Genomic DNA, 22,545 nt, shown 5'->3' with positions numbered 1-22,545 from the left:
ACATTAGGTGAACGGATATTTACCAAGCAAGAATTGTGATGCCGCTCACCCGTCGAGTAGCTTTTGGACAAGTGGTGCGTACAGCGCAACCACTTCGTCCTGGGTGCCGGTGGCATGGCCGGCCATCATCCGTCGGCGCATGATCGCCACTCCGACCACCATCGACATCGCCAGTTCCGCGCGCAATCTCGCGTCGGGGCCGGACAGGCGAGCGGCGAGGGTGTCGATCATCTGCGTCGAATAGTTCTCGCGCAGCTTGCGGTTGCTCTCTTCACTGACGCCACTCATGAACAACAAGCTCATGGACAGCGGCTTGTACGACTCCAGCGGCTTGGTGAACAGCGAGACCATGCGCTCGCCGAGCGAGTCGTTCGGGGCGTCGAAGACCGTGACCGCTGCTGCCCGGAAGTCGACCAACTCGTCGTACAACTGCTCTTTGGAACCGAAGTACTTGATGATCAGCGGAGCGCTGACGCCTGCGTCTTCGGCGATGTCCTTGAGCGTGATTTCGCGGTACGGCCGAGTCGCGAATGCTTTCCCGGCCGACGCGATGATCTGCGCACGCGTCTGCTCGGACGTACGACGCACCTGCTGACCTTGCTCCGTGCCGCTCATCAAGCGTTCCGCGACAATTCACGACGGCCGGACAATGCCCGACCCAGCGTCAACTCGTCTGCGAATTCGAGATCGCCACCCATCGGAAGACCCGAAGCCAACCGAGACACCGTCAGCCCCGGAATGTCTCGCATCATGCGAACGAGATAGGTAGCTGTCGCCTCACCCTCCGTGTTGGGGTCGGTGGCGATGATGACCTCGGACACGTCGACGCCGTCCTCCTGATTTGCGATGCGAGCCAACAACTCCCGGATACGCAACTGGTCCGGCCCGATCCCCGAGAGCGGATTGAGCGCACCGCCGAGCACGTGGTAGCGACCCTTGAACTCACGGGTGCGCTCGACAGCCTGGACGTCCTTCGGTTCCTCCACGACGCAGATCACCGTGCGATCGCGACGCGCGTCGGCGCAGATGCGGCACTTCTCCTGATCGGACACAGTTCCGCACACCGTGCAGAACTGAACGCCGTCACGGATGCGCTGCAATGCATTTTTCAAACGGTCGATCTCGGGAGGCTCCACGGAGAGCAGGTGAAAAGCGATGCGTTGAGCGCTCTTCGGCCCGACTCCGGGAAGCTTCCCGAGTTCGTCGATCAGATCCTGAACCGGACCTTCGTACACGCGTTCTCGTTTCTAGAAGCCGGGGAGACCGGGAAGGCCTCCGCCGAGTCCGCCGGCCAACGGGCCGAGCTTCTCAGCAGCGACTTCCTGTGCTTTGCGCGAAGCGTCCTCGATCGCGCCGATCACCAGATCCTGCAGCGTCTCGACGTCTTCGGGGTCGACGACCTTGGGATCGATCTGCAGACCGACAACCTCGCCGGTGCCCTTGACCGTGGCGACAACCAGTCCGCCACCGGCCTGACCGGTCACTTCGGCCTGAGCCATTTCCTGCTGCGCCGCCATCAATTGCTGCTGCATCTGCTGAGCCTGAGCCAACAGAGCAGACATGTCGGGTGCTCCACCTGGTTGCACGAGCGGTCCTTTCTACAGAGTTATCCCCACCAGCGTAGTCGGTGCGCGCTACCGTGAGCGGGTGCGCCGGAACCAGTCAGACACCGTAAAACCGTCAGGTAGGTCAAACATGGCATCACGTGTGTTCCGCTCCACTGCCCTGATCGCCGTGGTCGGGGCTGGGCTTCTGAGCGCTGCGTGCACGATTCCGACCGAGACTGCCGAGGCCACGACTTCGGTCGAGGTGTCTCCGCTCAGCACTGTGGCCGCTGGCGTCCCCGCTGCACTCACCGGCAAGGTCGTCTTCCTCGATCCCGGGCACAGCGGGGCGAACGACGACAGCATCAACACCCAGGTCCCCACGGGCCGCGGCGGCACCAAGAACTGCCAGACCACCGGCACCAACACCGATGCCGGGTTCCCCGAGCACACCTTCAACTGGGAAGTCGCGAGCCTGGTCAAGAGCGAGCTCGAAGGACAAGGCGCAACTGTCGTCCTGAGTCGACCCGATGACGTCAGCGTCGGATCATGCGTCGACGCACGTGCCGAAGCCGCCAATTCCTCCGGCGCCGACGTAGTGGTGAGCATTCACGCGGACGGCGCAGCGGCCGGGGCCGAGGGCTTCCACGTCTGCTACTCCGCGCCCCCGCTGAATACGGTGCAGGCCGGCCCGTCCGTCGCCTTTGCCGAAACCATGCGCGACTCACTCGTCACCGCCGGGCTCACCCCGTCGACCTACATCGGTGACGGCGGGTTGGCGCCACGCGCCGATCTGACGGGTCTCAATCTGTCGCAGCGGCCGTCGATTCTGGTCGAACTCGGCAACATGCGAAATGCCGACGAGGCAGCGCGCATGACGAGCCCGGACGGTCAGCAGGAGTATGCAGCCGCCGTCACCAGCGGAGTCACGGCCTTCCTGACAACCCCCTGACCTGGCTTCTGTGGAGAAATCCTGATTGTCCACAGGAAAGTCGGCACCGCCCCGCTAGCCAGCTCACCTGGATACGGTTCTGCCATGGGGCCGATACTTCAGGTAGATTTCGCTGCTCTGCAGCAACTTTCAGCTGATCTGTCTCGAATTGCGGATCAGATCTCGGGGATCGATTCCGCCGGCCCGATTTTCGAAGCCGCGGCGGCCCTGAATTCGTCCGCTGTCGCGGCGGTGTCGACTGGGAATGCCGGCGTCATCGCCGACGCGTACCGGCACCTGGCTACGCAATTGGGACTCATGGCGTCGGGAACCGCTGCCGCAGCACGTCTGTACGACGCTGCCGAGGGCGAAGTGGTGTCCGAACTGCGCGGAGCCTACTGATGCAGCCCACCGTCTCTCAGCTTCGAACATGGTCACCGGAGAAATTGCGCACGAGCACTTCGGAACTGATCGACATCGACCGGCAGATCGAAGCTCTCGGCAATGACGCCGGACGCAGCATCGACGGCGTCCGCGAATTCTGGCAGGGACAAGCGTCGAGCGCGGCGGCAGTGCAGTGGTCTGGCATCTCGCTTTCCTCGTCGCGGCTGTCGATTGCTGTTCGCATAGTTGCGGATCTATATGGCAGAGCAGCCAATACGATCGGTGCAGCGCGAAAATCAGTTCTGGACCTGGTCGAGGAGGCGACTCTCGAACACGGCTTGACGGTGTCAGACAGTGGAGCTGTATCGGCGCCTGAGACGAAGCAGCCGTGGAATCTGGCCGACGTCATGCAAGATTCCGAAAACGCCACGGCTGCAGAGATTTTTCAGCAGAGGATCTCCACTGCATTGACGGCACTCGACGATGAAGAAAACCGGGCCGCGACTGCTCTGGGTGAGGCATTCCGGGAGATCGGATCACTCCTTGGCAATCAGACTGATCGCCTCAACCGCACTGTCGTCGACATCATCGATGGGAGGTCGACACTCCCCGGGACACCAACGGAGCTACACCGACTGTGGGAATCGCTCACTCCCAACGAGAAAGACGCGTTGGCGAGGTGGGATCCGTCCATCGGTAGCCGCGACGGCCTTCCCGCTCTAGACCGGGACTACTACAACCGGCGGTACCTCTCTGCGCTCGAGCAGTTGCCGGATCGAACGGTAGCTGCCGGATACACGGCCGTGCGCGGCGAACTGCGACCGGACACGTTCCTTCTCTCGGTCACGGATGGGCACGCCGTAGTGGCAGTCGGTAATCCCGATGCCGCCGACAACGTCGCAACACTGGTTCCCGGAACCGGCTCCGGGCTGTCGGGCGTCGGCGGAGATCTGCAACGAACCAAGGCCATGTACGACTCGGCGGTGAGGGCGGCGCCAACGGAAGCCACATCAGTGATCCTGTGGTCCGGATACGACGCTCCCCCAGGCATTCCCGATGCAGCCTCGGATCAGCACGCCAACTCCGCGGCACCGAGGCTGGACAGCTTCCAGGACGGGTTACGAACCTCGCATGACGGTCAGCCGTCGCACAACGTGGTGATCGGTCATTCCTACGGCAGCACCGTCGTCGGTGCTGCGACTACCCGTGGCGCTTCTCTCGACGTCGACGAACTGGTTTTTGTCGCAAGCCCGGGCGTCGATGCCGAGCGCGTGAACGAACTGAGCCTGGACGGCGTCGACTCGGACGAGGTGGCGCGCCATGTTCATTCGACGACGGCCTTCTGGGATCCGGTCCAATTGATCCCCAAGATCCTCGGAGTCCACGGGTTCGACCCGTCGGATCCGGAATTCGGCGCGCAGATATTCGCCGGATCACCCGGGCAGCCTGGGTTCGGAGTTCACAGCGACTACTGGGAAAGCGGAAACCCCGCACTCACCGAATTGGGGCGGATCATTACCGGCCCATGAAAGAAGGCGCCGTACCGGTGAAGGTACGACGCCATCTCGGTGATGCAGGATCAGTTAGACGAGTTCGCGCTTGAGGTTGTCCAGGACCTGGGCCTGGATGCGCTGCAGACCCTTCGGGGCGAACGTGCGCTCGAAGAATCCGCCGATACCGGTGGCACCCTGCCACTGGGTGAGCGTCGTCACCGTCGTTCCGGTGCCGTTGGGGGCAACGGTCCAGGTGGTGACGAGGCTGGAGTTCGCGTCCTTCTCGGTGATGACGTTGCCGTCGACCGTAACGGTGGCCTTGACGTTGCGCGAGCGCTTTTCCGTCGCCTTCAGCGTCCACTGCGCGACGGTGCCGTCACCCTGGCCGCCTTCGACGACCTTGTAGTCGAGGTACTGCTCGGACAGGATCCGCGGGCGAACCGTCTCGTAGTCCGCGAGCGCCGCGAGCACCTTGTCGGGTGCTGCTGTGACGACTATCGAACTCATTGCATTGACCTGACCCATATGCCCTACGTCTCCTTGCTCGACCAACGCGGCTCGATACCGCGAATGACTACCCGAATCCGCACCTCGAACTGCGCAGATATTCCTTTCCATACTGCCTGCTGCGCCCGGGTATCTCGACCATCTACCCATTCCGTGTGAGCTGGTTCACCACTCGGAGCATTTACCGAGTTCGATTGCAACAACTCGATCAAATTCGGGCATTAATACCCCTCCGGATAGCTTGCACACGCAACTACCGATAGCGTCAGGGTGTGACTCTCTCGTTCAATGGGGTAGTTCAGAAGTTAGATCGAATCCGGACAAAGCAAGGCCCGGGTTCCGATGCTGCGCGTGAAATGGGGTTCGAGCAGCACAGAGAAGGCGTCGAACGCCTACTCGCGTCATACCGCGCCATTCCCGCCGATGCTTCTGTACGCCTGGCAAAGAAGACATCCAATCTGTTCCGCGCTCGCGCCAAGACGTCGGCCCCCGGCCTCGACGTCAGCGGTCTGGCAGGTGTCATCGCCGTCGATGCGCAGGCGCACACAGCCGACGTCGCCGGCATGTGCACCTACGAAGACCTCGTCGACGCGACACTGCCCTACGGTCTGGCGCCAATGGTCGTACCTCAACTCAAGACCATCACCCTGGGCGGTGCGGTGACGGGCCTGGGCATCGAGTCCACCTCGTTCCGCAACGGCCTGCCACACGAGTCGGTGCTCGAAATCGACGTACTGACCGGCAGCGGCGAGATCATCACCGCAACGCCGGACGGCGAACACGCCGAACTGTTCTTCGGTTTCCCCAATTCCTACGGCACACTTGGCTATTCGACGCGATTGAAGATCGCACTCGAACCCGTCAAGAAGTACGTCGCCCTGCGTCACGTGCGCTTCGATTCGTTGAAGAAGCTCGAAGAAACGATGGATCGCATCGTCACCGAGCGCGAGTACGACGGGATCGCCGTCGACTATCTCGACGGGGTGGTCTTCACCGATTCCGAGAGCTACCTCACACTCGGCGTACAAACCGACGAGGAAGGCCCGGTCAGCGATTACACCGACCAGGACATCTTCTACCGGTCGATCCAGCATCCGTCACTCACACAGCCCAAGACGGATCGCTTGACCATTCGGGACTACCTGTGGCGCTGGGACACCGACTGGTTCTGGTGCTCACGGGCTTTCGGTGCACAGAACCCGAAGATTCGACGCTTCTGGCCCAAGCAGTACCTGCGCAGCAGCTTCTACTGGAAGCTGATCGCCCTCGACCACAAGTACGACATCGGAGATCGCCTCGAAAAGCGCAAGGGCAAGCCCCCGCGCGAACGCGTCGTCCAGGACGTCGAGGTACCCATCGAACGAACCGCGGACTTCGTCTCTTGGTTCCTCGAGGAAATTCCGATCGAACCACTGTGGTTGTGCCCGTTGCGTCTTCGTGAGCCCAGCCCGGCCGCTGCCTCAGCTTCTCGGCCGTGGCCCCTCTACCCCCTCGAACCCAAGCGCACCTACGTCAACATCGGCTTCTGGTCTTCGGTGCCGATCGTTCCCGGCGAGCGCGAGGGGGCAGCAAATCGACTGATCGAAGAAAAGGTCAGCGATTTCGACGGACACAAATCGCTCTACTCCGACTCCTACTACTCGAAGGAAGACTTCGAGGAGCTGTACTACGGCGGCGACCGGTACATCGGACTCAAGGAACGCTACGACCCGAAATCCCGTTTATTGGATCTATTTTCTAAGGCGGTGCAACGTAAATGACCACGTTCAAAGACTCCAAAAGCCAGGACAAGCTCTCTATTGCCGAGATTCTCGAGACGCTTTCCGACGGCATGCTGCCGCTTCGATTCACCGCGTACGACGGCAGCACCGCCGGCCCCGAAGATGCCGACTACGGACTGCACCTCAAGTCGACTCGCGGAACCACTTATCTCGCAACGGCGCCCGGCGATCTCGGCATGGCCCGCGCGTACGTCTCCGGCGATCTCGAAGCCGAGGGTGTTCACCCCGGTGATCCGTACGAGATCCTGCGCATCATGGGTGACGAACTCCACCTCAAGCGCCCGTCGGCACTGACACTCGCCAGCATCACCCGCTCACTTGGCTGGGATCTGTTGCGGCCCATCGCCCCGCCGCCCCAGGAACACCTTCCTCGCTGGCGTCGCGTCGCAGAAGGACTGCGTCACTCCAAGACTCGTGACGCCGAAGTCATCCATCACCATTACGACGTCTCCAACACCTTCTACGAGTACGTCCTCGGCCCGTCCATGACGTACACCTGTGCCGCCTACGACAATGCGGAACAGACGCTCGAAGAAGCCCAGGAGAACAAGTACCGCCTGGTGTTCGAGAAGCTCGGACTCCAGAAGGGTGATCGACTTCTCGACATCGGTTGCGGCTGGGGCTCGATGGTTCGCTACGCGGCCCGACGCGGCGTCAAGGTGATCGGCGTGACTCTCTCACGCGAGCAAGCGGATTGGGCACAGAAGGCCATCGAGGACGAGGGCCTCGCCGATCTCGCCCAGGTCCGTTTCTCCGACTACCGCGACGTGGCCGAAACCGGATTCGACGCAGTGTCCTCCATCGGCCTGACCGAGCACATCGGCGTCGGAAACTACCCGGCGTACTTCGAGTTCCTCAAGGGCAAGCTGCGTGAAGGTGGGCGTCTGCTCAACCACTGCATCACCCGTCCGGACAACCGAAGCAGTGCAAAGGCAGGCGGATTCATCGATCGGTACGTCTTCCCCGACGGGGAGCTCACCGGTTCGGGTCGCATCATCTCCGAGATCCAGAACGTCGGTCTCGAGGTGCGCCACGAGGAGAACCTGCGCGAGCACTACGCACTGACGCTCGCCGGATGGTGCCAGAACCTCGTCGACAACTGGGACGCCTGCGTCGCCGAGGTCGGCGAGGGAACCGCACGCGTCTGGGGCCTGTACATGGCCGGCTCACGACTCGGGTTCGAGCGCAATGTCGTTCAGCTGCACCAGGTTCTGGCCGTCAAGCTCGGCCCCAAGGGTGAGGCGCATGTGCCGCTTCGCCCGTGGTGGAAGGCCTAGGGAGCTCCGCTCCCTGTGAGTGGTTAAGGAGTCTCTGCACTCCTTAACCACTCACAGGCCCCGCAGGGGTTCTCCCCTCTTCTCTCCCAACCTCCCCGCCGCAAGACCGTCTCCACCTCGTGCGCAACCTGGCACGGGGTCTTCATCACCTCGTCGAATCCGTAGACCAACCGCGGACGACGCGCCAGCTCTGCCGCGTTGTCACGACGGCGATCACGGAATGCCACCTCGGCCATGGAATGCGCCCACCGACCGTCGAGACGCACGATCAGCGGCACACTGACTTCGCTGTAATCACAATCCTCGTACAGCGTGCGACCGTCGACGCGAACCGGTGATTGGCGTCTGGCCGCGGGCAACCCGTGTGCTTGCTCCACATCCACCGCATAGTGATATTCGAGAGTCGATTGCACCCCGTCTGCCAAAAGCTTCACCGCACTTTCGAGGGCCTTCCGGTATCTACGGGGTGAGCGCTCCTCCATGCGTCGGCGGATGTCCGTCAAGCGGATGCGGCCGTTGGTGACTGTGGTGATGAGGCTGACATAGGCCTCGCGCGGAGTCGGTTCTGCGACGGCCAGATCGAGTGCTGTATCAGCCTTGCCGGTGCGCGGCATCTGCGCGTCGACGCCGATGTGACGATGAGCCCTCGAACGGTGGACCACAACGCCGGGATGGAGGACAGTGCCGATCAGGGGTGATGGATGTCGGTCGGCGCCGAGGCCACGAACGAAAGTGGCGGCCTGAGAGATTGCAGACTTCCCGTACGGAACGGTGATATGTACGGGTGCAGTGTTGTCCGGCCGACGCATCGACCATTCCTCAGCGGCGGTGTGATGGCTGAGCATCGACGACCCGCCACCGTACAAGAGCGCGGCCTCGAGTACGGCATACCTGGTCAATGGGCCCGTGGTGACGGAGTAGACGCCGCGAAGAACAGTTTGCCAGCGTCCGACCTCAACTCGTTGTTTCACGCGAGAGCGAGGAAATCCGATGGTGTGAAGTTGGGTGTGAGTGACCAGTCCGTGCTGAGCATCGACGACGGTCTGCAATGCATCGATTTCTGTATGTGAAGGCATACGACGAGCCTGCAAATACATACAGAAGGAATTCGCCGAGAAAACCAACCTGTGGATAAAGCTGTGCGCGGTTAGGAAGTGTTGAGACTCCCTAACCGCGCACGGGGGCTATGCCCCTAGCGAAGCCGGCGGGGTGAACCGCGGGCCGTACTGCGCAGCGAGTTCCTTTGCGCGAGCAACGAAGCCGGCCGTGCCGCCCTCGTATCCGACGATGAACTGGTGAACGCCACCGGTCCAGGCCGGGAATCCGATGCCCATGATGGAGCCGATGTTGGCGTCCGCCGTGGTGATCAGGACGTTCTCGTCGAAGCACTTCTGCGTCTCGATCGCCTCGATGAACAGCATGCGGTCGATGAGGTCCTGGATCGGAGCATCGGAGGTTCCGGAGTTGAAGTTCTCGCGGAGTCCGGACCACAGGCCGGTGCGCTTGCCCTCGGCGTAATCGTAGAAGCCGGCTCCACCGAGCTTGCCCTTACGATCGAACTTCTCGACGAGGGTGTTGATGACCTCGCCGGCCGGATCTGCCGGCAGTTCCTTGCCCTCGGCCTTGGCGGCGTCGGCAGATTCCTTGCGGATCTTCTGCATGAGGGTGAGGTTGAGCTCATCCGAAAGCTGAAGCGGCGCAGCCGGGTAACCAGCCTGCATACCGGCCTGCTCGATGGTGGCAGGCTCGACGCCCTCGGCGAGCATGCCGATGGCCTCGTTGATGAAGGTTCCGATGACACGCGAGGTGAAGAAGCCACGCGAGTCGTTGACCACGATCGGCGTCTTGCGGATCGCCTGGACGTAGTCGAACACGCGAGCCAGAGTCTCGTCGGAAGTCTTCTCACCGCGGATGATCTCCACCAGCGGCATCTTGTCGACGGGCGAGAAGAAGTGGATGCCGATGAAGTCTTCCTGACGCTTCACGCCGGTGGCGAGACCCGTGATGGGCAGCGTCGAGGTGTTCGAGCCCAGCAGCGCCTTGGGATCGACGATGTCCTCGATCTCCTGGAACACCTTGTGCTTGAGTTCCTGGCTCTCGAAGACCGCTTCGATGACGAAGTCGACGCCGGCGAAATCGGCCGGGTCGGCCGTCGGGGTGATCTTGGCGAGGAGTGCGTCGGACTTCTCCTGCGTGGTCTTGCCGCGCGAGAGTGCCTTGGCCTCAATGCCTTCGGCGTACGCCTTGCCCTTGTTGGCAGCCTCGATGCTGACGTCCTTGAGGACGACGTCGAAGCCGGCCTTCGCGGAGACGTACGCGATGCCCGCGCCCATCATGCCCGCGCCGAGGACGCCGACCTTCTTGATGGTGGACTTCTCGATGCCTGCCGGACGTGAACCGCCGCCGTTGATCGACTGCAGGTCGAAGAAGAACGCCTGAATCATGTTCTTCGCGACGCGGCCGGTCACCAGCGAGGTGAAGTAGCGAGCCTCGATGAGGAGCGCGTTGTCGATGTCGACCTGCGAGCCTTCGACGGCTGCGGCCATGATGGCGCGCGGAGCCGGCATCGGAGCACCCTTGAGCTGCTTACGCAGGTTCGCGGGGAACGCCGGAAGGTTGGCAGCGAATGCCGGGGTGGACGGGGTTCCGCCAGGGATCTTGTAGCCCTTGACATCCCACGGCTGAACGCCGCCTTCGGGGTTGGCCTTGATCCATGCCTTCGCAGCCGGAACCAGTTCTTCTACCGAGCCGACGACCTCGTCGATGAGGCCGACTTCCTTGGCCTGAACTGGTCCACGCTGCTGCCCCTGGAGCAGGACGCCCATGAGCGCGTTCTGCAGACCGAGCATCCGCACGGTGCGCACGACGCCGCCGCCGCCGGGCAGCAGGCCGAGGGTGACCTCGGGCAGGCCGATCTTGACGCCCTTGACGTCTGCCGCGATGCGGTGGTGGGTCGCGAGAGCGATCTCGAGGCCGCCGCCGAGCGCCGCGCCGTTGATGGCGGCGACTACCGGCTTGCCGAGAGTTTCGAGGCGACGCAGGTCTGCCTTGATCTCGACGCTGTGGTTGTAGATCTCCTCGGCCTGCTCGGGGCCGACCTTGATCATGTTCTTGAGGTCGCCACCGGCGAAGAAGGTCTTCTTGCCTGAGGTGATGACGGCACCGGTGATGGAGTCCTTCTCGGCGACCAGACGGTCGACGGTGGCCTTCATCGACGCGATGTACGCGTCGTTCATGGTGTTTGCGCCCTGGTTGGGATCGTTGATGGTGAGCACGACGATGCCGTCGGCGTCCTGGTCCCAGTTGATGATGTTCTGATCAGTCACTTTGCTTGACTCCTGGTAAGCCTCGTTGGAAGGACGGACGCCGCGTCAGACGCGCTCGATGATGGTGGCAACGCCCATACCGCCGCCGATGCACAGGGTGATGAGGGCGCGCTTGCCGCCACGACGCTCGAGCTCGTCGACCATCGTTCCGGTGATCATCGCGCCGGTTGCACCGAGCGGGTGACCCATTGCGATCGCGCCACCGTTGACGTTGAGCTTCTCGTCCGGGATGTTCAGGTCCTTCTGGAACTTCAGGACGACGGAAGCGAATGCCTCGTTGATCTCGAAGAGGTCGATGTCGTCGACCGTCAGGCCGGCAGCTGCCAGAACCTTCTTCGACGCCGGCGTCGGGCCGGTGAGCATGATGGTGGAGTCGGCGCCGCTGGTGGCGGTGGCGACGACGCGAGCGCGCGGCGTCAGACCCATGTCCTTGCCGGCCTGCTCGCTACCGACGAGCACGAGGGCAGCGCCGTCGACGATTCCCGAGCTGTTGCCGCCGTGGTGAACGTGGTTGATCTTCTCGACCCAGTGGTACTTCTGCAGCGATACGGCGTCGAATCCGCCGATTTCACCGATCACACCGAACGCGGAAGCCAGGCCGGCAAGGTTCTCGGCCGTGGTGCCCGGACGCATGTGCTCGTCGTTGTCGAGGATGGTGATGCCGTTGATGTCCTTGACCGGCACTACCGACTTGGCGAAGTATCCGCCGGTCCACGCCTTGGCGGCGAGGTCCTGCGAGCGCACGGCGTATGCATCGACGTCGTCACGCGAGAAGCCCTCGATGGTGGCGATGAGGTCTGCGCCGACGCCCTGCGGCACGAAGTAGTTGTCGTAGTTGGTGGCGGGGTCGAGCGCCCACGGTCCACCGTCGGATCCCATCGGAACGCGGGACATCGACTCGACGCCACCGGCGATCACCAGTTCGTCCCAGCCGGACCGAACCTTCTGAGCTGCCATGTTGACGGCTTCGAGGCCGGAAGCGCAGAAACGGTTGAGCTGAACGCCGCCGACGGTGTCCGGCAGTCCCGCATCGTTGACTGCAACGCGGGCGATGTCCATTCCCTGATCGCCAACGGGGGTGACGACGCCCAGGATGAGGTCGGAGATCCGATCCTCGTCGAGGTCGGGAAAGCGCACGCGCAGTTCCTGGATCAGACCCGTGACCAGCGAGATCGGCTTGACCGAGTGCAACGACCCGGTCTTCTTGCCGCGGCCTCGCGGGGTACGGATGGCTTCATAAATGAATGCCTCTGTGGTCACTGTGAGGTGTTCCTTCCGTGTAATTCGTCGAACCGGTCTGCAGATCGTCCGCGCCGCCTTCGGTGGTGGCGCATGGCCGAGGTACAGACCTCAGCCCTTTCACTGTAGAACGTGTTCCAAATTCATGGGAAGGACCGAAGCGATCCTGCTAGGTGACCGAGGTGATCCGACGCGCGAACGCCTGCCCGCTTCGGTTCATTTCGAGAGCGCCCCCGGAAGCACTCACGGCACGATGCGATACGGCAACATCATGTCGTGATCTTCGTGATCGAGTAGATGGCAATGCCACACGTATCCCTGGAGCCGACCGGTGTTACTCGCGTCGTGGTTGCTCATGCCGTGATGCCCGTTTCCCTGATGCGCCTGATCACCGCCCGTCATCACAGCGCTCGTCATCACAGCGCTCGTCATCACAGCGCTCGGAAGACGATCGAACATCGCGTCGGGATCGAAACCCAGCTCATCCTCGGTGGGGAATCGCACGATGATCCGGGTGACAGTGCCGCCGTCCACCCTGACGGTGTCCTTCATCCCCGCTTCCCACGGCGCCGGCGCGATCATCGGCCCCGCCTCGAACCCGTCGGGCGACGGAGTCCACTTGTTGCCGATCACCGGCTGCGGATGGCGGATCAAGTACTCCAGCGTCCGCATCGGTGTCCTGCCGAGAATCCGGAAATTCACCAGGTGCAGGTGTATCGGATGCGGGTCCGGCGTGGTGTTGACGATGTTCCACTGCTCGACGGTGCCTTGCCGCGGCCTCTCGACGTCCGTGGTGCTGAACGTCAGGTTGTTCAGCGTCATCTGAGCCGGTGGATTCCGCAGTTCCAGTTGCTGGCTCACTGTCACCGTGCGAATTACCGTCGGCTGCTCCAACGGGGCGAGAACGTCACGTTGTCGGCGCCCACCGCGCAGTTGCGACGGAACACCACCGGTGAATCCGCGCCTGGAGTCGCCGCGGAACCGGCAGAACAGCGGCATCGTCACTTCACCGATGACAGCAGCGGGCAGCGGGGGCGCCTCGTCGTTGCGGAGCTCCACCGTCGAACCCTCCGACAGTCCGGTGAAATCGACGAGGAGGTCGTACCGCTCCCCCGGTGCGCAGCGGAAGGCATTGACCGCGACGGGTGCGTCGAGCATTCCGGCGTCGTTGCCGATGACCCAGAACGTCATCATGTTCGAGAAGTGAAGATTCCACACACTTGCCGACGACGCATTGACGATGCGGAAGCGGTAAAGGCCCCGAGCCACAGACAGTTCCGGCCACACCTTGCCGTTGACCAAGCCAACGTCGCCCACCGCGCCGCCTTCCCACGATCCTTCCGGGATCAAGATGGTGGATCGGCCGTTCTGGGCGCCTGTCGGCGTGAAGATCTTCTCCTGCAGGATCAACGGGATCTCGAATTCCTCGGCCGGCAACCCCAACGGATTTCCCAGTTTGCCGGTGTCGAATTCATCCCTGATCAGATAGTTGCCGATCAGACCGGCGTAGACGTTGAGCCGGGTGATGCCCATCGCGTGATCGTGATACCAGAGGTGGGCGGCTTCCTGACCGTGCGAAAAGTGATGCATCGCAGCCTGTCCCGGCATCACCAGCAGTTCCGGGTGGCCGTCGCTCTCAGGTGAAGTGACTCCACCGTGCAAGTGCAACGACGTCGGCGGTTTCGCACGAAAGTCGGCCTGCATTCCGTGCAGCGTCATATCCATGTCCGCTGCCAACGGATGTCCGGTCAGATCGTTCTCGAACGTCAACATGATCGGCTCGCCGGAATGCGCCTCGACGGTCGGGCCCAGATAGCCGCCACCGATCTCTCCGCTGCGGTACGACAGTGCCGGGGACGATGGAAAGTCCCGATGAAAGGCATGTTGCCCCACTTGCGCTGTCAGCGTGATCTCGTTTCCGGAAAGCGTCGACAACGAGGGTAGTTCGTCACAAAACGGCTCGAACTCCGGCGAATGAAAAATCAACGGCGACTCGATGTCCGCGCTCCCGGTTGGAACAGCACTTGCCTTTGTACCCAATGCAACCGCCACCGTGCCGACTGCCGACCCCTTCAGAACCGACCTTCTCGAAACCCCGATACCCATACATACCCCTCCCCATCGAAACGGGTTGCGTTCTCCGGCAAGGAAAACGCAACCCGTCTCTCCACTTCGATCTCGGAAAATCCCCCGTCTACTTTCCGTCGATCGCCTCCAGCACCGAATCGATCAGTGACTGCGGAAGTTTCGACGGCGGAGAGATTTCCAGTTCTCCCGGAGCGCCCGGCATCGTCCAGACAGTTCTGTGCCGAGCGATCGCGAGCTTCTCCCGTGATCCGTCCTGATTGACCTTGAAGTACTCGAACTCGAGGTCGATCCCCCTCTCGTAGAGGGCAGCCAAGGACATCGTGACCAGGACGTCGTCGAACGGCATGACCTCGCGCAGATGCTCAACCCTGGTGTGCACACAACGCAGTTCCCCGAGAGCGCCTCTGGCCGCCATGGCCTCACGCTGAGAACGGGCGAGGAACTTGTCCCGAACCCTCGACTGCCAGATGTAATAGTTGCCGAAGTAGATGTTGCCCACGACGTTTCCGTCCTGCATCGTCGTCGAGAACACCTCGGATTCGAGCAGGTACGGATTGCGCGGCACCATCGGAGCCGAGCGGATCAAGGAACCACGATCGACGTCCTTCGGTTGTGTGGGGACAGCGATGTTCTTCGCCCCCGTCGGAATCGTCATCGGCTCGATGAAATCGTGGAAGTACTGCGGCATCGGCCGTGCCGCCACCACACCGTGGGAGAGGATTTCCACCCACGTCGTCTGCATCGCACTCCACCCGATGTGAGTGCGCGTCTCGCCGTCGACCCGGCACCATTCGACATGCAGATTGGTGGTTGCCCGATCCGGACCGGTGAGCTCGGTGATCCAGATCGTCCCCTCGACAATGTCGTCGGTGTACAGGTTCGCATCGATGAACACCTCGGAGTTGTTGGTCACCATGCCCCAACGACCCGTCGCCATGTCCTCCACGATCTGCTTCGAGATCGGTCCGGTTCCCCTCTCTCGCAAAGCGCCCAACCACAGCGCGAAGCTCGCGAACCCCACTGATCCACCGACGTTGCACGCGTCCCGGAACCCGACGGGGAACCGGATCGACACCGCCGGATAGCCGCTTCGGGCCACCACATGCACGTCGGAGCCGTAGGCCATCGGGTCGAACTGCGCGAGAGACTTCGCCGACAACGGGCCGGTGTCGAACTGTGGTGCCGGGTCCTGCGCCGACTCTTCGGCATCCTCCTCGTCCGAAACACGCTCTTCGGCATCCGCCTCATCGGTCACAAAAGCGAGAATCCGCTCCTCGTTGTCTGTCAACAGAGCCGGAAAGGTCAGAACCACCACGCTTCCCTCTGCGCCGCCGCGGAAGGTCACTGCGTCGTCCTCCCTGGCGCCCATCGCCAGAGAAACCGACATCTGCCCCGTGGCCTTTCGGATCGCCTCGGCCGCCGCCCACAGCCTGGTGCCCGCACGATCGAGTGATTCGCCGCCTGCGATCAACTCGTCGAGCAGCGGAATCCGCGCCGAACCCAGAAGCGCCTTCCACTGAACGACGGTTCGGGAGCGAATCGGTTCGATGTCACACCCCTGAGGCCAGTCGCCGGCCGAACTGAGTGACTTGCTGCCGTCGTGCGAGAGCGAGACATCCACAGAGGGTGGAATATCACCGACAACGACGGGCTTTCCGGTTTCCTGCCATTCGATGGCAAAGGCATTACTCATTTGATCACCACATCCTCATCGAGATGAATGTTCACGGCCGCCTCGGCGATCGGTTTCTCCTGCTCGTGGCGTTCCGACTTGGTCAACTCGTGAATCCCCGGGGTGTGCGCGACCACAACCCGCGGGCTCTTCACTCCCAACGCCCGGCTGTGTTGCGCGAGCTTGTCGAGAATGATCTGTGCGTCGCGCGCAGTCGGATCCGCGATTTCCTCAGCCGTAGGACGGCTTTCGTCGTGGGAGAGAATCTGGGAGCGATATCCCTCGAGCTGCATCACCACTCGTCCGTCCTTCACCACCGCCACGTCGGCTTGCATGTGGGTCTCTGTCTGCACCTTGTCGTAGGCGTACGCGGTGAACGAACGAGCCTCGAATCGTCCGTCGTACATGTCGATTCGCGCAATGTTGACCGGAAGGCAGATCTCCCGCGGAACCATGATCTGGCCCGATTGGAGCAGGGAATCGAGGAAATACGGATCACCGAGGAGGTGCTGCTTACGGTCGGCTCGCGAAATAGCACTGAAGAGAATGTGCTCGGAATCGAGGCTCGAGATCTCTTCGAGTCGGCGGAAATCGCCCTCCTGGAACAGCAACCACGAGTAGAGGTCGTCCAACGGATCGATGTCGAGCACCGGTCGCGGCAACTCCTTCTCGAACTCCGGCAGTGATTCGTCCAGCCCGAAGATGAAGTCGGCCGAGAAATGGGGCCGCCCGTACCCGGTCCGTTCGGTGCCGATCGTGACATGCACCCGCGTTCCTGCGGCATCACGATCCTGCTCCACGACGCTTGCCTTGATCTCGACTCTGGTGCCCTCGACGGTGTCGACGACGATCGGTCGATCCAGTTTGATGTCGTCGATGCGGACGCGACCCAGGGTCACGCGTCCGGTGACATACGCCGCCGCCTGCGACATCGCCTCGAGCCCGAACACCGTCGGAAGCAGCGCCGATCCCTTCCAGACATGATCGAGGACAAAGGGATCCGCCGAGGTGGACAACGTCGTCCGGGTCACCAGTTCTACCTGCGGCTCGAATGTCACCACTTGGTCGATGTAGCGCGACACCGCCGGCAGAGCCGGTGCTGCCGGCGCCCAGGTGTCGAGACCGCCGAGTCGACTGGTCACGACGATACGACTCGCCTCGGGTCCGCTGTCGACCAGGCGAAGGAAATGATCCACTCCCGCAGCCGTCGAAATCGGCATGACACCCATCTTCGCGAGGTGGTTGACACTGCCCATGCGGGCGCCCATCCCGGTCTCTCCCCACACGCTGTACGCGAGCGAGAACGTCCGAGTCTTCGGGTGCCCGGCGGCATACCGCACCACCATTTCGTCGAGAAGCTCGTTTCCGTATGCATACCAACTGTTTCCGGGCATACCCGTGAATCCGATGATGGAAGAGAAGCCCACGAACAGCTTCAAGTCACGATCAGCGAGCGCTTCGACGAAGTTGGCTGCGCCCAGGACCTTAGGTGCAACCTCCTTGAAAGCCGCAGCGCTGTCGACTCTCTCGAACCGCCGCGGAACATTTGCCCCCGCACCGTGGACAAACCCGGTGATCGGCCCCACCTCGACCTCGATCTGGGCGACGACGCCGGTCACCGCCGCGGCATCCGTGACGTTGCAGCGATAGTAGTGAGCGCTCAAACCGGCAGACGTGAAGTCCGCAAGAGTGGAGGCGATTTCGTCGCCCGCTTGTCGCTGAGAGCTTCCGATCAGCACCAGTTCGGCGCCGGTCTTTCGGCCGAGGGCCAGAGCACATTGGGCCATGATGCCTTTCGCGCCACCGGTCACGACCACGACATCCGAACTTCCCAATCCGCTTTCGCGGACGGTGTAGTCGTTGGAGGCGAGAACTCGCGGTTGCAGTGCCGTGCGTCCCATCTCGGCGTCGTAAGTCGCGAACACATAGGGTGCAACCGAATCCAACTCGGAGACGACAGTGGCTGCCACCTCCGCGTCCGCAGTCGAGCCGTCGAATCCTATGACGCGCACATCCAGTTCGGGACGCTCGTGATGCACCGAAGCGGTGAAAGCCGCCACACTCGGCACCGGCGCTGGATTGCTCAACTCGACATCGGTGAACTGAACCACTGCCAATGTGGTTCGCGCGCCTCCACTTTGCTGCGCCGGAACTATCTTGTACATGTGTTCGATCCCACGGCGCAAGCCGCTTTCGGTGACGGAATCATCGGTCACGCGCGGCATGACGGCAACCACGTGGTGTGCATTCGCAGTAGTGCTGTCGGAGAATGTGCGAATGTCGACCTGAGCACCACGACCTCGAAGTTCGGATTCCAACCTTCCGACCAAACCGGCGTCGTCACCGATGACGACAAACGTCGTGTCCGTGAGGTCTCGGACTCCGTGCAACGCTGTCTCGCTCCGAACCTTTTCCAGGGTGTAATCGCGAACCCAGGTGAAACTGTCGGCTGATATACCCTTTGCCTTCGCCGGCAGCGCCCGAGCAGCCGGCTGCTGCTGCCCCGACTTCTCCTTCGCGGACCGATCGAGCACTTCGATCAGTTCACCCAGGCTGACGTTGACGAGTTCGGCCGGATCCAGGTCACCCTGAACACCCAATCGTGTTGCCACCGTCGCGATTGCATCGGCGGCCTTGATCGAGTCCATGTTCAGGTCGTCCAGAAGGTGGAGGTCGACGTCGAGAGACTCCACCGGAAATCCGGTGTCCTCCGCGATTACCTCGAGCAGTATTCGCGACACGTCCGACTGCGCAGAACTCGCTGCTGGAACGTCAGAACCGGGATGCGGTGATGCCGCAAGGATCAGCGATGCTGCTTCTCCGATGGTGGCGTTGGCCAACTCGGCAGGGTCGAGGTCGACAACCTCGAACTGATGTGCAACCTTCGAAATAGCCTCTGCCGCACTGATCGAGTCGAGATTCAGATCATCGAGCAGACGCAGATCCGTCGTGATCGACTCGGCGGGGAATCCCGTCGTATCGGCGAGGATCCTGATCAGCTCACTTTCCACGGACCCGGCGCCCGCAACAGCCGGCTCTTCGACTACCGGAGCCGAAACCGGCGAAGGAGCTTTCGCTGCTACAGATTCGTGGCCGTTGGTGACTGCCCGCGAAGTCGGAGCAGATGGAGAAGACGGAGAAGTCGCTCCACTGCCTACATCCGCGCGAATGACGTCGACGAGGAAGGTCCCGCGTCGGCTCAGGTAATCGGCCAGCGCCGCAGCCGGATCCCCGCCGGACGTACCAAGTGCGAGCGGTTCGGGAGCAGAGGCAACCGTCAGTTTCGCCTCGGCCAGGTTCTCGATGAACACCTTCTGATCGGCAGGAACGAATTCGCGCACGAACCGGCCGTCGAAAAGTTCGTTCCAGCGGACCTGAGCGCCGTGTACGTACATCGCGGCCAGTGCGACGTTGAAGTCCTCGTCGCGTCCGGACTTGGACGCAACGGGGAAGCAGCGCACGCCGTCGGTCCCATTGATCGCCTTGGTGAGCCCGGTCAGCACACGGCCGGGTCCGACCTCGACGAGCAGGTCCACTTCCTGCGAGATCCCACTTACCGTCTTGACCCAGTCAACCGGTGAGACAACCTGTTTGGTGACCAGTTCGCGAAGTGCCAGTGGCGTCTGTACGCGTTCCCCTTCGACGCAGGAATACACGGGGCAAGTCAACGAATCGACTTGCTCGTCAACGGGCGCAGTGGACTTCAGCTCCCGTTCGGCCTCGTTCATCATCTCGGAGTGGAAAGCATTCGACACGGCAAGCGCCTGAGCCGACACTCCGCGGGTCTTCGCGATGGCAACCACATCGTCGACCGCGTCTTTGGTACCCGAAACCACACTCTGCGTAGGCGTATTCAGATTCGCGACGGTCGCGTAACCCTTTGCCTCCGCGATGATCGCCTCAGCCGTCGATCGGTCGCAGGTCAGGCTCGCCATTGCGCCGTTTCCACCACCACTGACAGCCATGGCCGCACCCTTCGCCGCAGCCAAGGTGATCAGCGTCTTCTGGTCGTAAGCTCCGGCCGCGTAGAGCGCAGTCAACTCCCCGAGACTGTGGCCGGCGACAGCACTGGGTGTGACACCCAATCGGCGGAGGTACTCGAACCAGAGCAGCGACGCCAAGGCGACGGCGGGCTGGGTGAACTGTGTCTGGGCGAGGTCCCGCTTCCACTTCGCCAATTCCGCAGCGTCTGCGCTCTTGACCGGGTTCCGCAGAATCCGCGGCGTGATCGCCTCCGCTCCAACTCCCTCCAACCAGCCGTCCGCATTGGTCGCCAGTTCGCGCGCCCACTCGAAGCGCTCGATCAGCACGCGAGCCATCTCGAGTTGTTGGGATCCCTGTCCAGGGAACAGGAATCCGATGTCGTGGCGGACGCTGTTCGAAATCGAGATCTCGTTGCTCACCACCTTGACCTGGCCGGAAGCTGGAGCGGAGTTCTCGCAGATCACGGCAAGCTGACGCATGCGTTCGGCCAACTGCGCGGGACGTCCGGCCACCACTGCGGCACGGAAGGGCGCGGTCGGCGAGATCACTCGCGAGAGTTTCGCCGAAAAGTCCAGCAGCTCCGCAACACTCAACGGAACCGCCAGATCTGCAACATCCCGCGCTCGGGTCGCCAAGTCCACCGCGGAATCTGCAGAGAGTACAAATACCTCGGTGTCCTGATACGACGCCATCATCGTGCGGACGTCTTGCGAGGGTGTCAGCTTGCTGGACGGTGCATCAGCCGATTCGATCGCGACGTGGCAGTTGATACCGCCGAAACCCATGGCTTGCGCACCGGCACGCATCTTCTCCGACGGATCTCTGATCTCGCCGTTGACAAGCGGAAAGAGTGCCGGTGCTTCGGTTCCGAACGCCGGGTTCGGGTCGGTGCAACCGGCGAGCGGCGGAAGGATTCGTTGATTGACGGCCATGGTCGCCTTGATCAGCGCAAGGATGCCCGAAGCCGCCTTCGTGTGCCCGATCAGCGACTTCAGTGAGGTCATGCCGATGCTACGAGCCTCGACTGGTCCGTCCGTCTGCGCGGCCTGCTGGACTCCGGCCAATTCGACAGGGTCCCCGACGGGAGTACCAGTTCCGTGTCCTTCGACAAAGGCAACCTCGCTGGCCGCGAATCCCGCTCCCGAGTATGCGCGACGGATCATTTCGGCCTGAGTTTCGGCGCGGGGCTTGGTAATTCCCCCCTTGCCATCGGTAGAGATGCCCCAGCCGCGAATCGTCGCGTACACGTAGTCGCCGTCCGCCCTGGCGTCCTCGAGTCGTTTCAAGGCCACGAATCCGCAACCTTCACCCGGGATGAATCCGCTTCGGCTTGCGTCGTACACGTTCATGTCGCCGCGTGTCAGTGCACCCAAACGGGCGAATCCCACCAGTTCCAAAGGATCCAGGCTGACGTCGACTCCACCTGCCAATACGAAGTCGGCCGCGCCGGACGCCAGCTTTTCGGCTGCAGTCGCCACCGCGAGCATTCCGGACGCGCACGCACCGTCCACGACGTACCCGCCGCCGTTGAAGTCGAGGTAATTGCAGATACGGCCGGCGATCGTATTCGACAACATGCCGGCCAGAGTGTCTTCACTCGGCTCCACCAACGGGCCTTTGTAGACCTCTTCCATCGTCTCGGCGAGAGCATCGGCGACGGAACTGTCCAACTGGCGCGCTTCGGCTGCCACAGCGAGTGCGCGCTTGACGTAAGGCCAACGCAAACGCATCGACCACATCCGGGATTCTTCACCGGTGAGGGAGTTGCCGACGATTGCGGCGCTGCGTCCAGTTGGCACCGATCCTCGGCTGTAGCCCGCGTCCGTCAAAGCCCCGAGTGCTGTTTCCAGCGCCAACCAGTGTGTGAGATCTGTCGACTTGAAGGTTCGCTCCGGTATCCGGCGACCGACCCAGTCGAATTCGAAACCGTCCATGAACGCGCCGCGGTCGGCGTATGTCTTGTCGACGTCGTCAGGGCTCGCGCTCCAGTAGTCGTCGAGCGACATCCGCGACTCGGGGAACTTTCGGAATTGCATCCGTCGCGCGAGGACGTTCTCCCAAAATCCTTGCAGATCATGGGCACCGGGAGACCACATGCTCATCCCGACTATCGCGATCGCGGGATTAGTTGAATCTTCAGTCATCTTACACTTCCTATTTTCGCGCGCATCCACGGGAGACTCAATCGACCGAAGACTAACCACGCGTTCAGCCGTGTGTAAAACGCAGATTCACCTCAAGGCATAAACAAATAACAAAGGTCGTTCAGCTCCGTGAACATGTGTCAGCAATTTGATAGCAATCGAGAGTTAGCTGTAA

General features: G+C 62.2%; 15 protein-coding genes. 5 read left to right on the top strand and 10 right to left on the bottom strand.

The window, feature by feature from the left end; translation table 11 throughout:
- Positions 1-45: 45 nt before the first annotated feature.
- Genes AC3WQS_RS15630 through AC3WQS_RS15620 form a run of 3 tightly spaced genes read right to left on the bottom strand, consistent with a single transcriptional unit; the run spans position 46 to position 1,586 of the window.
- Positions 46-615 (bottom strand): TetR/AcrR family transcriptional regulator, encoded by a 570-nt coding sequence (locus AC3WQS_RS15630; RefSeq protein ID WP_007731538.1) that lies wholly within the window; start codon positions 613-615, stop codon positions 46-48.
- Complete coding sequence (gene recR, locus AC3WQS_RS15625) at positions 615-1,235, bottom strand: recombination mediator RecR (protein WP_003943917.1); 621 nt, start codon at positions 1,233-1,235, stop codon at positions 615-617. Before recR ends, AC3WQS_RS15630 begins: the two co-directional genes overlap by 1 nt.
- A 12-nt stretch (positions 1,236-1,247) precedes the next feature.
- Positions 1,248-1,586: a YbaB/EbfC family nucleoid-associated protein gene (locus tag AC3WQS_RS15620; RefSeq protein ID WP_003943929.1), complete on the bottom strand. Its 339-nt coding sequence runs from the start codon at positions 1,584-1,586 to the stop codon at positions 1,248-1,250.
- 109 nt (positions 1,587-1,695) lie between these two features.
- On the opposite strand from AC3WQS_RS15620, the gene AC3WQS_RS15615 reads away from it, so the two are divergent.
- The 3 genes from AC3WQS_RS15615 (at position 1,696) to AC3WQS_RS15605 (ending at position 4,388) form a co-directional block, all read left to right on the top strand.
- Positions 1,696-2,496 carry an Rv3717 family N-acetylmuramoyl-L-alanine amidase gene (locus AC3WQS_RS15615; RefSeq protein ID WP_492713073.1) on the top strand — a complete coding sequence of 267 codons (801 nt, stop codon included), beginning with the start codon at positions 1,696-1,698 and terminating at the stop codon, positions 2,494-2,496.
- An 84-nt stretch (positions 2,497-2,580) separates the two neighbouring features.
- Positions 2,581-2,877, top strand: coding sequence for a hypothetical protein (locus AC3WQS_RS15610; protein ID WP_021332904.1), 297 nt, complete (start codon positions 2,581-2,583; stop codon positions 2,875-2,877).
- The gene (locus AC3WQS_RS15605) at positions 2,877-4,388 is read left to right on the top strand and encodes an alpha/beta hydrolase (RefSeq protein ID WP_492713074.1); all 1,512 of its coding nucleotides are present in this window, start codon (positions 2,877-2,879) and stop codon (positions 4,386-4,388) included. The genes AC3WQS_RS15610 and AC3WQS_RS15605 overlap by 1 nt, the downstream gene beginning before the upstream one ends.
- Before the next feature lie 54 nt (positions 4,389-4,442).
- Here the strand turns inward: AC3WQS_RS15605 and AC3WQS_RS15600 are convergent, their stop codons facing one another.
- Complete coding sequence (locus AC3WQS_RS15600; RefSeq protein ID WP_019746544.1) at positions 4,443-4,877, bottom strand: SRPBCC family protein; 435 nt, start codon at positions 4,875-4,877, stop codon at positions 4,443-4,445.
- A 338-nt stretch (positions 4,878-5,215) separates the two neighbouring features.
- On the opposite strand from AC3WQS_RS15600, the gene AC3WQS_RS15595 reads away from it, so the two are divergent.
- Both AC3WQS_RS15595 and AC3WQS_RS15590 read left to right on the top strand, forming a co-directional pair.
- Positions 5,216-6,619: an FAD-binding protein gene (locus AC3WQS_RS15595; protein ID WP_483634433.1), complete on the top strand. Its 1,404-nt coding sequence runs from the start codon at positions 5,216-5,218 to the stop codon at positions 6,617-6,619.
- Positions 6,616-7,917: a class I SAM-dependent methyltransferase gene (locus tag AC3WQS_RS15590; RefSeq protein ID WP_003943932.1), complete on the top strand. Its 1,302-nt coding sequence runs from the start codon at positions 6,616-6,618 to the stop codon at positions 7,915-7,917. The genes AC3WQS_RS15595 and AC3WQS_RS15590 overlap by 4 nt, the downstream gene beginning before the upstream one ends.
- 23 nt (positions 7,918-7,940) lie before the next feature.
- Here AC3WQS_RS15590 and AC3WQS_RS15585 read toward each other — a convergent pair whose 3' ends face one another.
- The 6 genes from AC3WQS_RS15585 to AC3WQS_RS15560 form a co-directional block, all read right to left on the bottom strand.
- Complete coding sequence (locus AC3WQS_RS15585; RefSeq protein WP_492713075.1) at positions 7,941-8,993, bottom strand: hypothetical protein; 1,053 nt, start codon at positions 8,991-8,993, stop codon at positions 7,941-7,943.
- 108 nt (positions 8,994-9,101) lie between these two features.
- The gene (locus AC3WQS_RS15580; RefSeq protein ID WP_003943799.1) at positions 9,102-11,243 is read right to left on the bottom strand and encodes a 3-hydroxyacyl-CoA dehydrogenase NAD-binding domain-containing protein; all 2,142 of its coding nucleotides are present in this window, start codon (positions 11,241-11,243) and stop codon (positions 9,102-9,104) included.
- A 45-nt stretch (positions 11,244-11,288) separates the two neighbouring features.
- Positions 11,289-12,503: an acetyl-CoA C-acetyltransferase gene (locus AC3WQS_RS15575; protein ID WP_003943886.1), complete on the bottom strand. Its 1,215-nt coding sequence runs from the start codon at positions 12,501-12,503 to the stop codon at positions 11,289-11,291.
- 222 nt (positions 12,504-12,725) lie between these two features.
- Positions 12,726-14,588 carry a multicopper oxidase domain-containing protein gene (locus AC3WQS_RS15570; protein ID WP_492713076.1) on the bottom strand — a complete coding sequence of 621 codons (1,863 nt, stop codon included), beginning with the start codon at positions 14,586-14,588 and terminating at the stop codon, positions 12,726-12,728.
- 88 nt (positions 14,589-14,676) lie between these two features.
- Positions 14,677-16,263 carry a hypothetical protein gene (locus AC3WQS_RS15565; RefSeq protein ID WP_080910561.1) on the bottom strand — a complete coding sequence of 529 codons (1,587 nt, stop codon included), beginning with the start codon at positions 16,261-16,263 and terminating at the stop codon, positions 14,677-14,679.
- Positions 16,260-22,370 (bottom strand): type I polyketide synthase, encoded by a 6,111-nt coding sequence (locus tag AC3WQS_RS15560; RefSeq protein ID WP_080910560.1) that lies wholly within the window; start codon positions 22,368-22,370, stop codon positions 16,260-16,262. The genes AC3WQS_RS15565 and AC3WQS_RS15560 overlap by 4 nt, the downstream gene beginning before the upstream one ends.
- Positions 22,371-22,545 lie beyond the last annotated feature (175 nt).

This window comes from Rhodococcus sp. FW305-130 (assembly GCF_058788335.1).
This window is presented reverse-complemented; position numbering and strand designations above follow the sequence as displayed.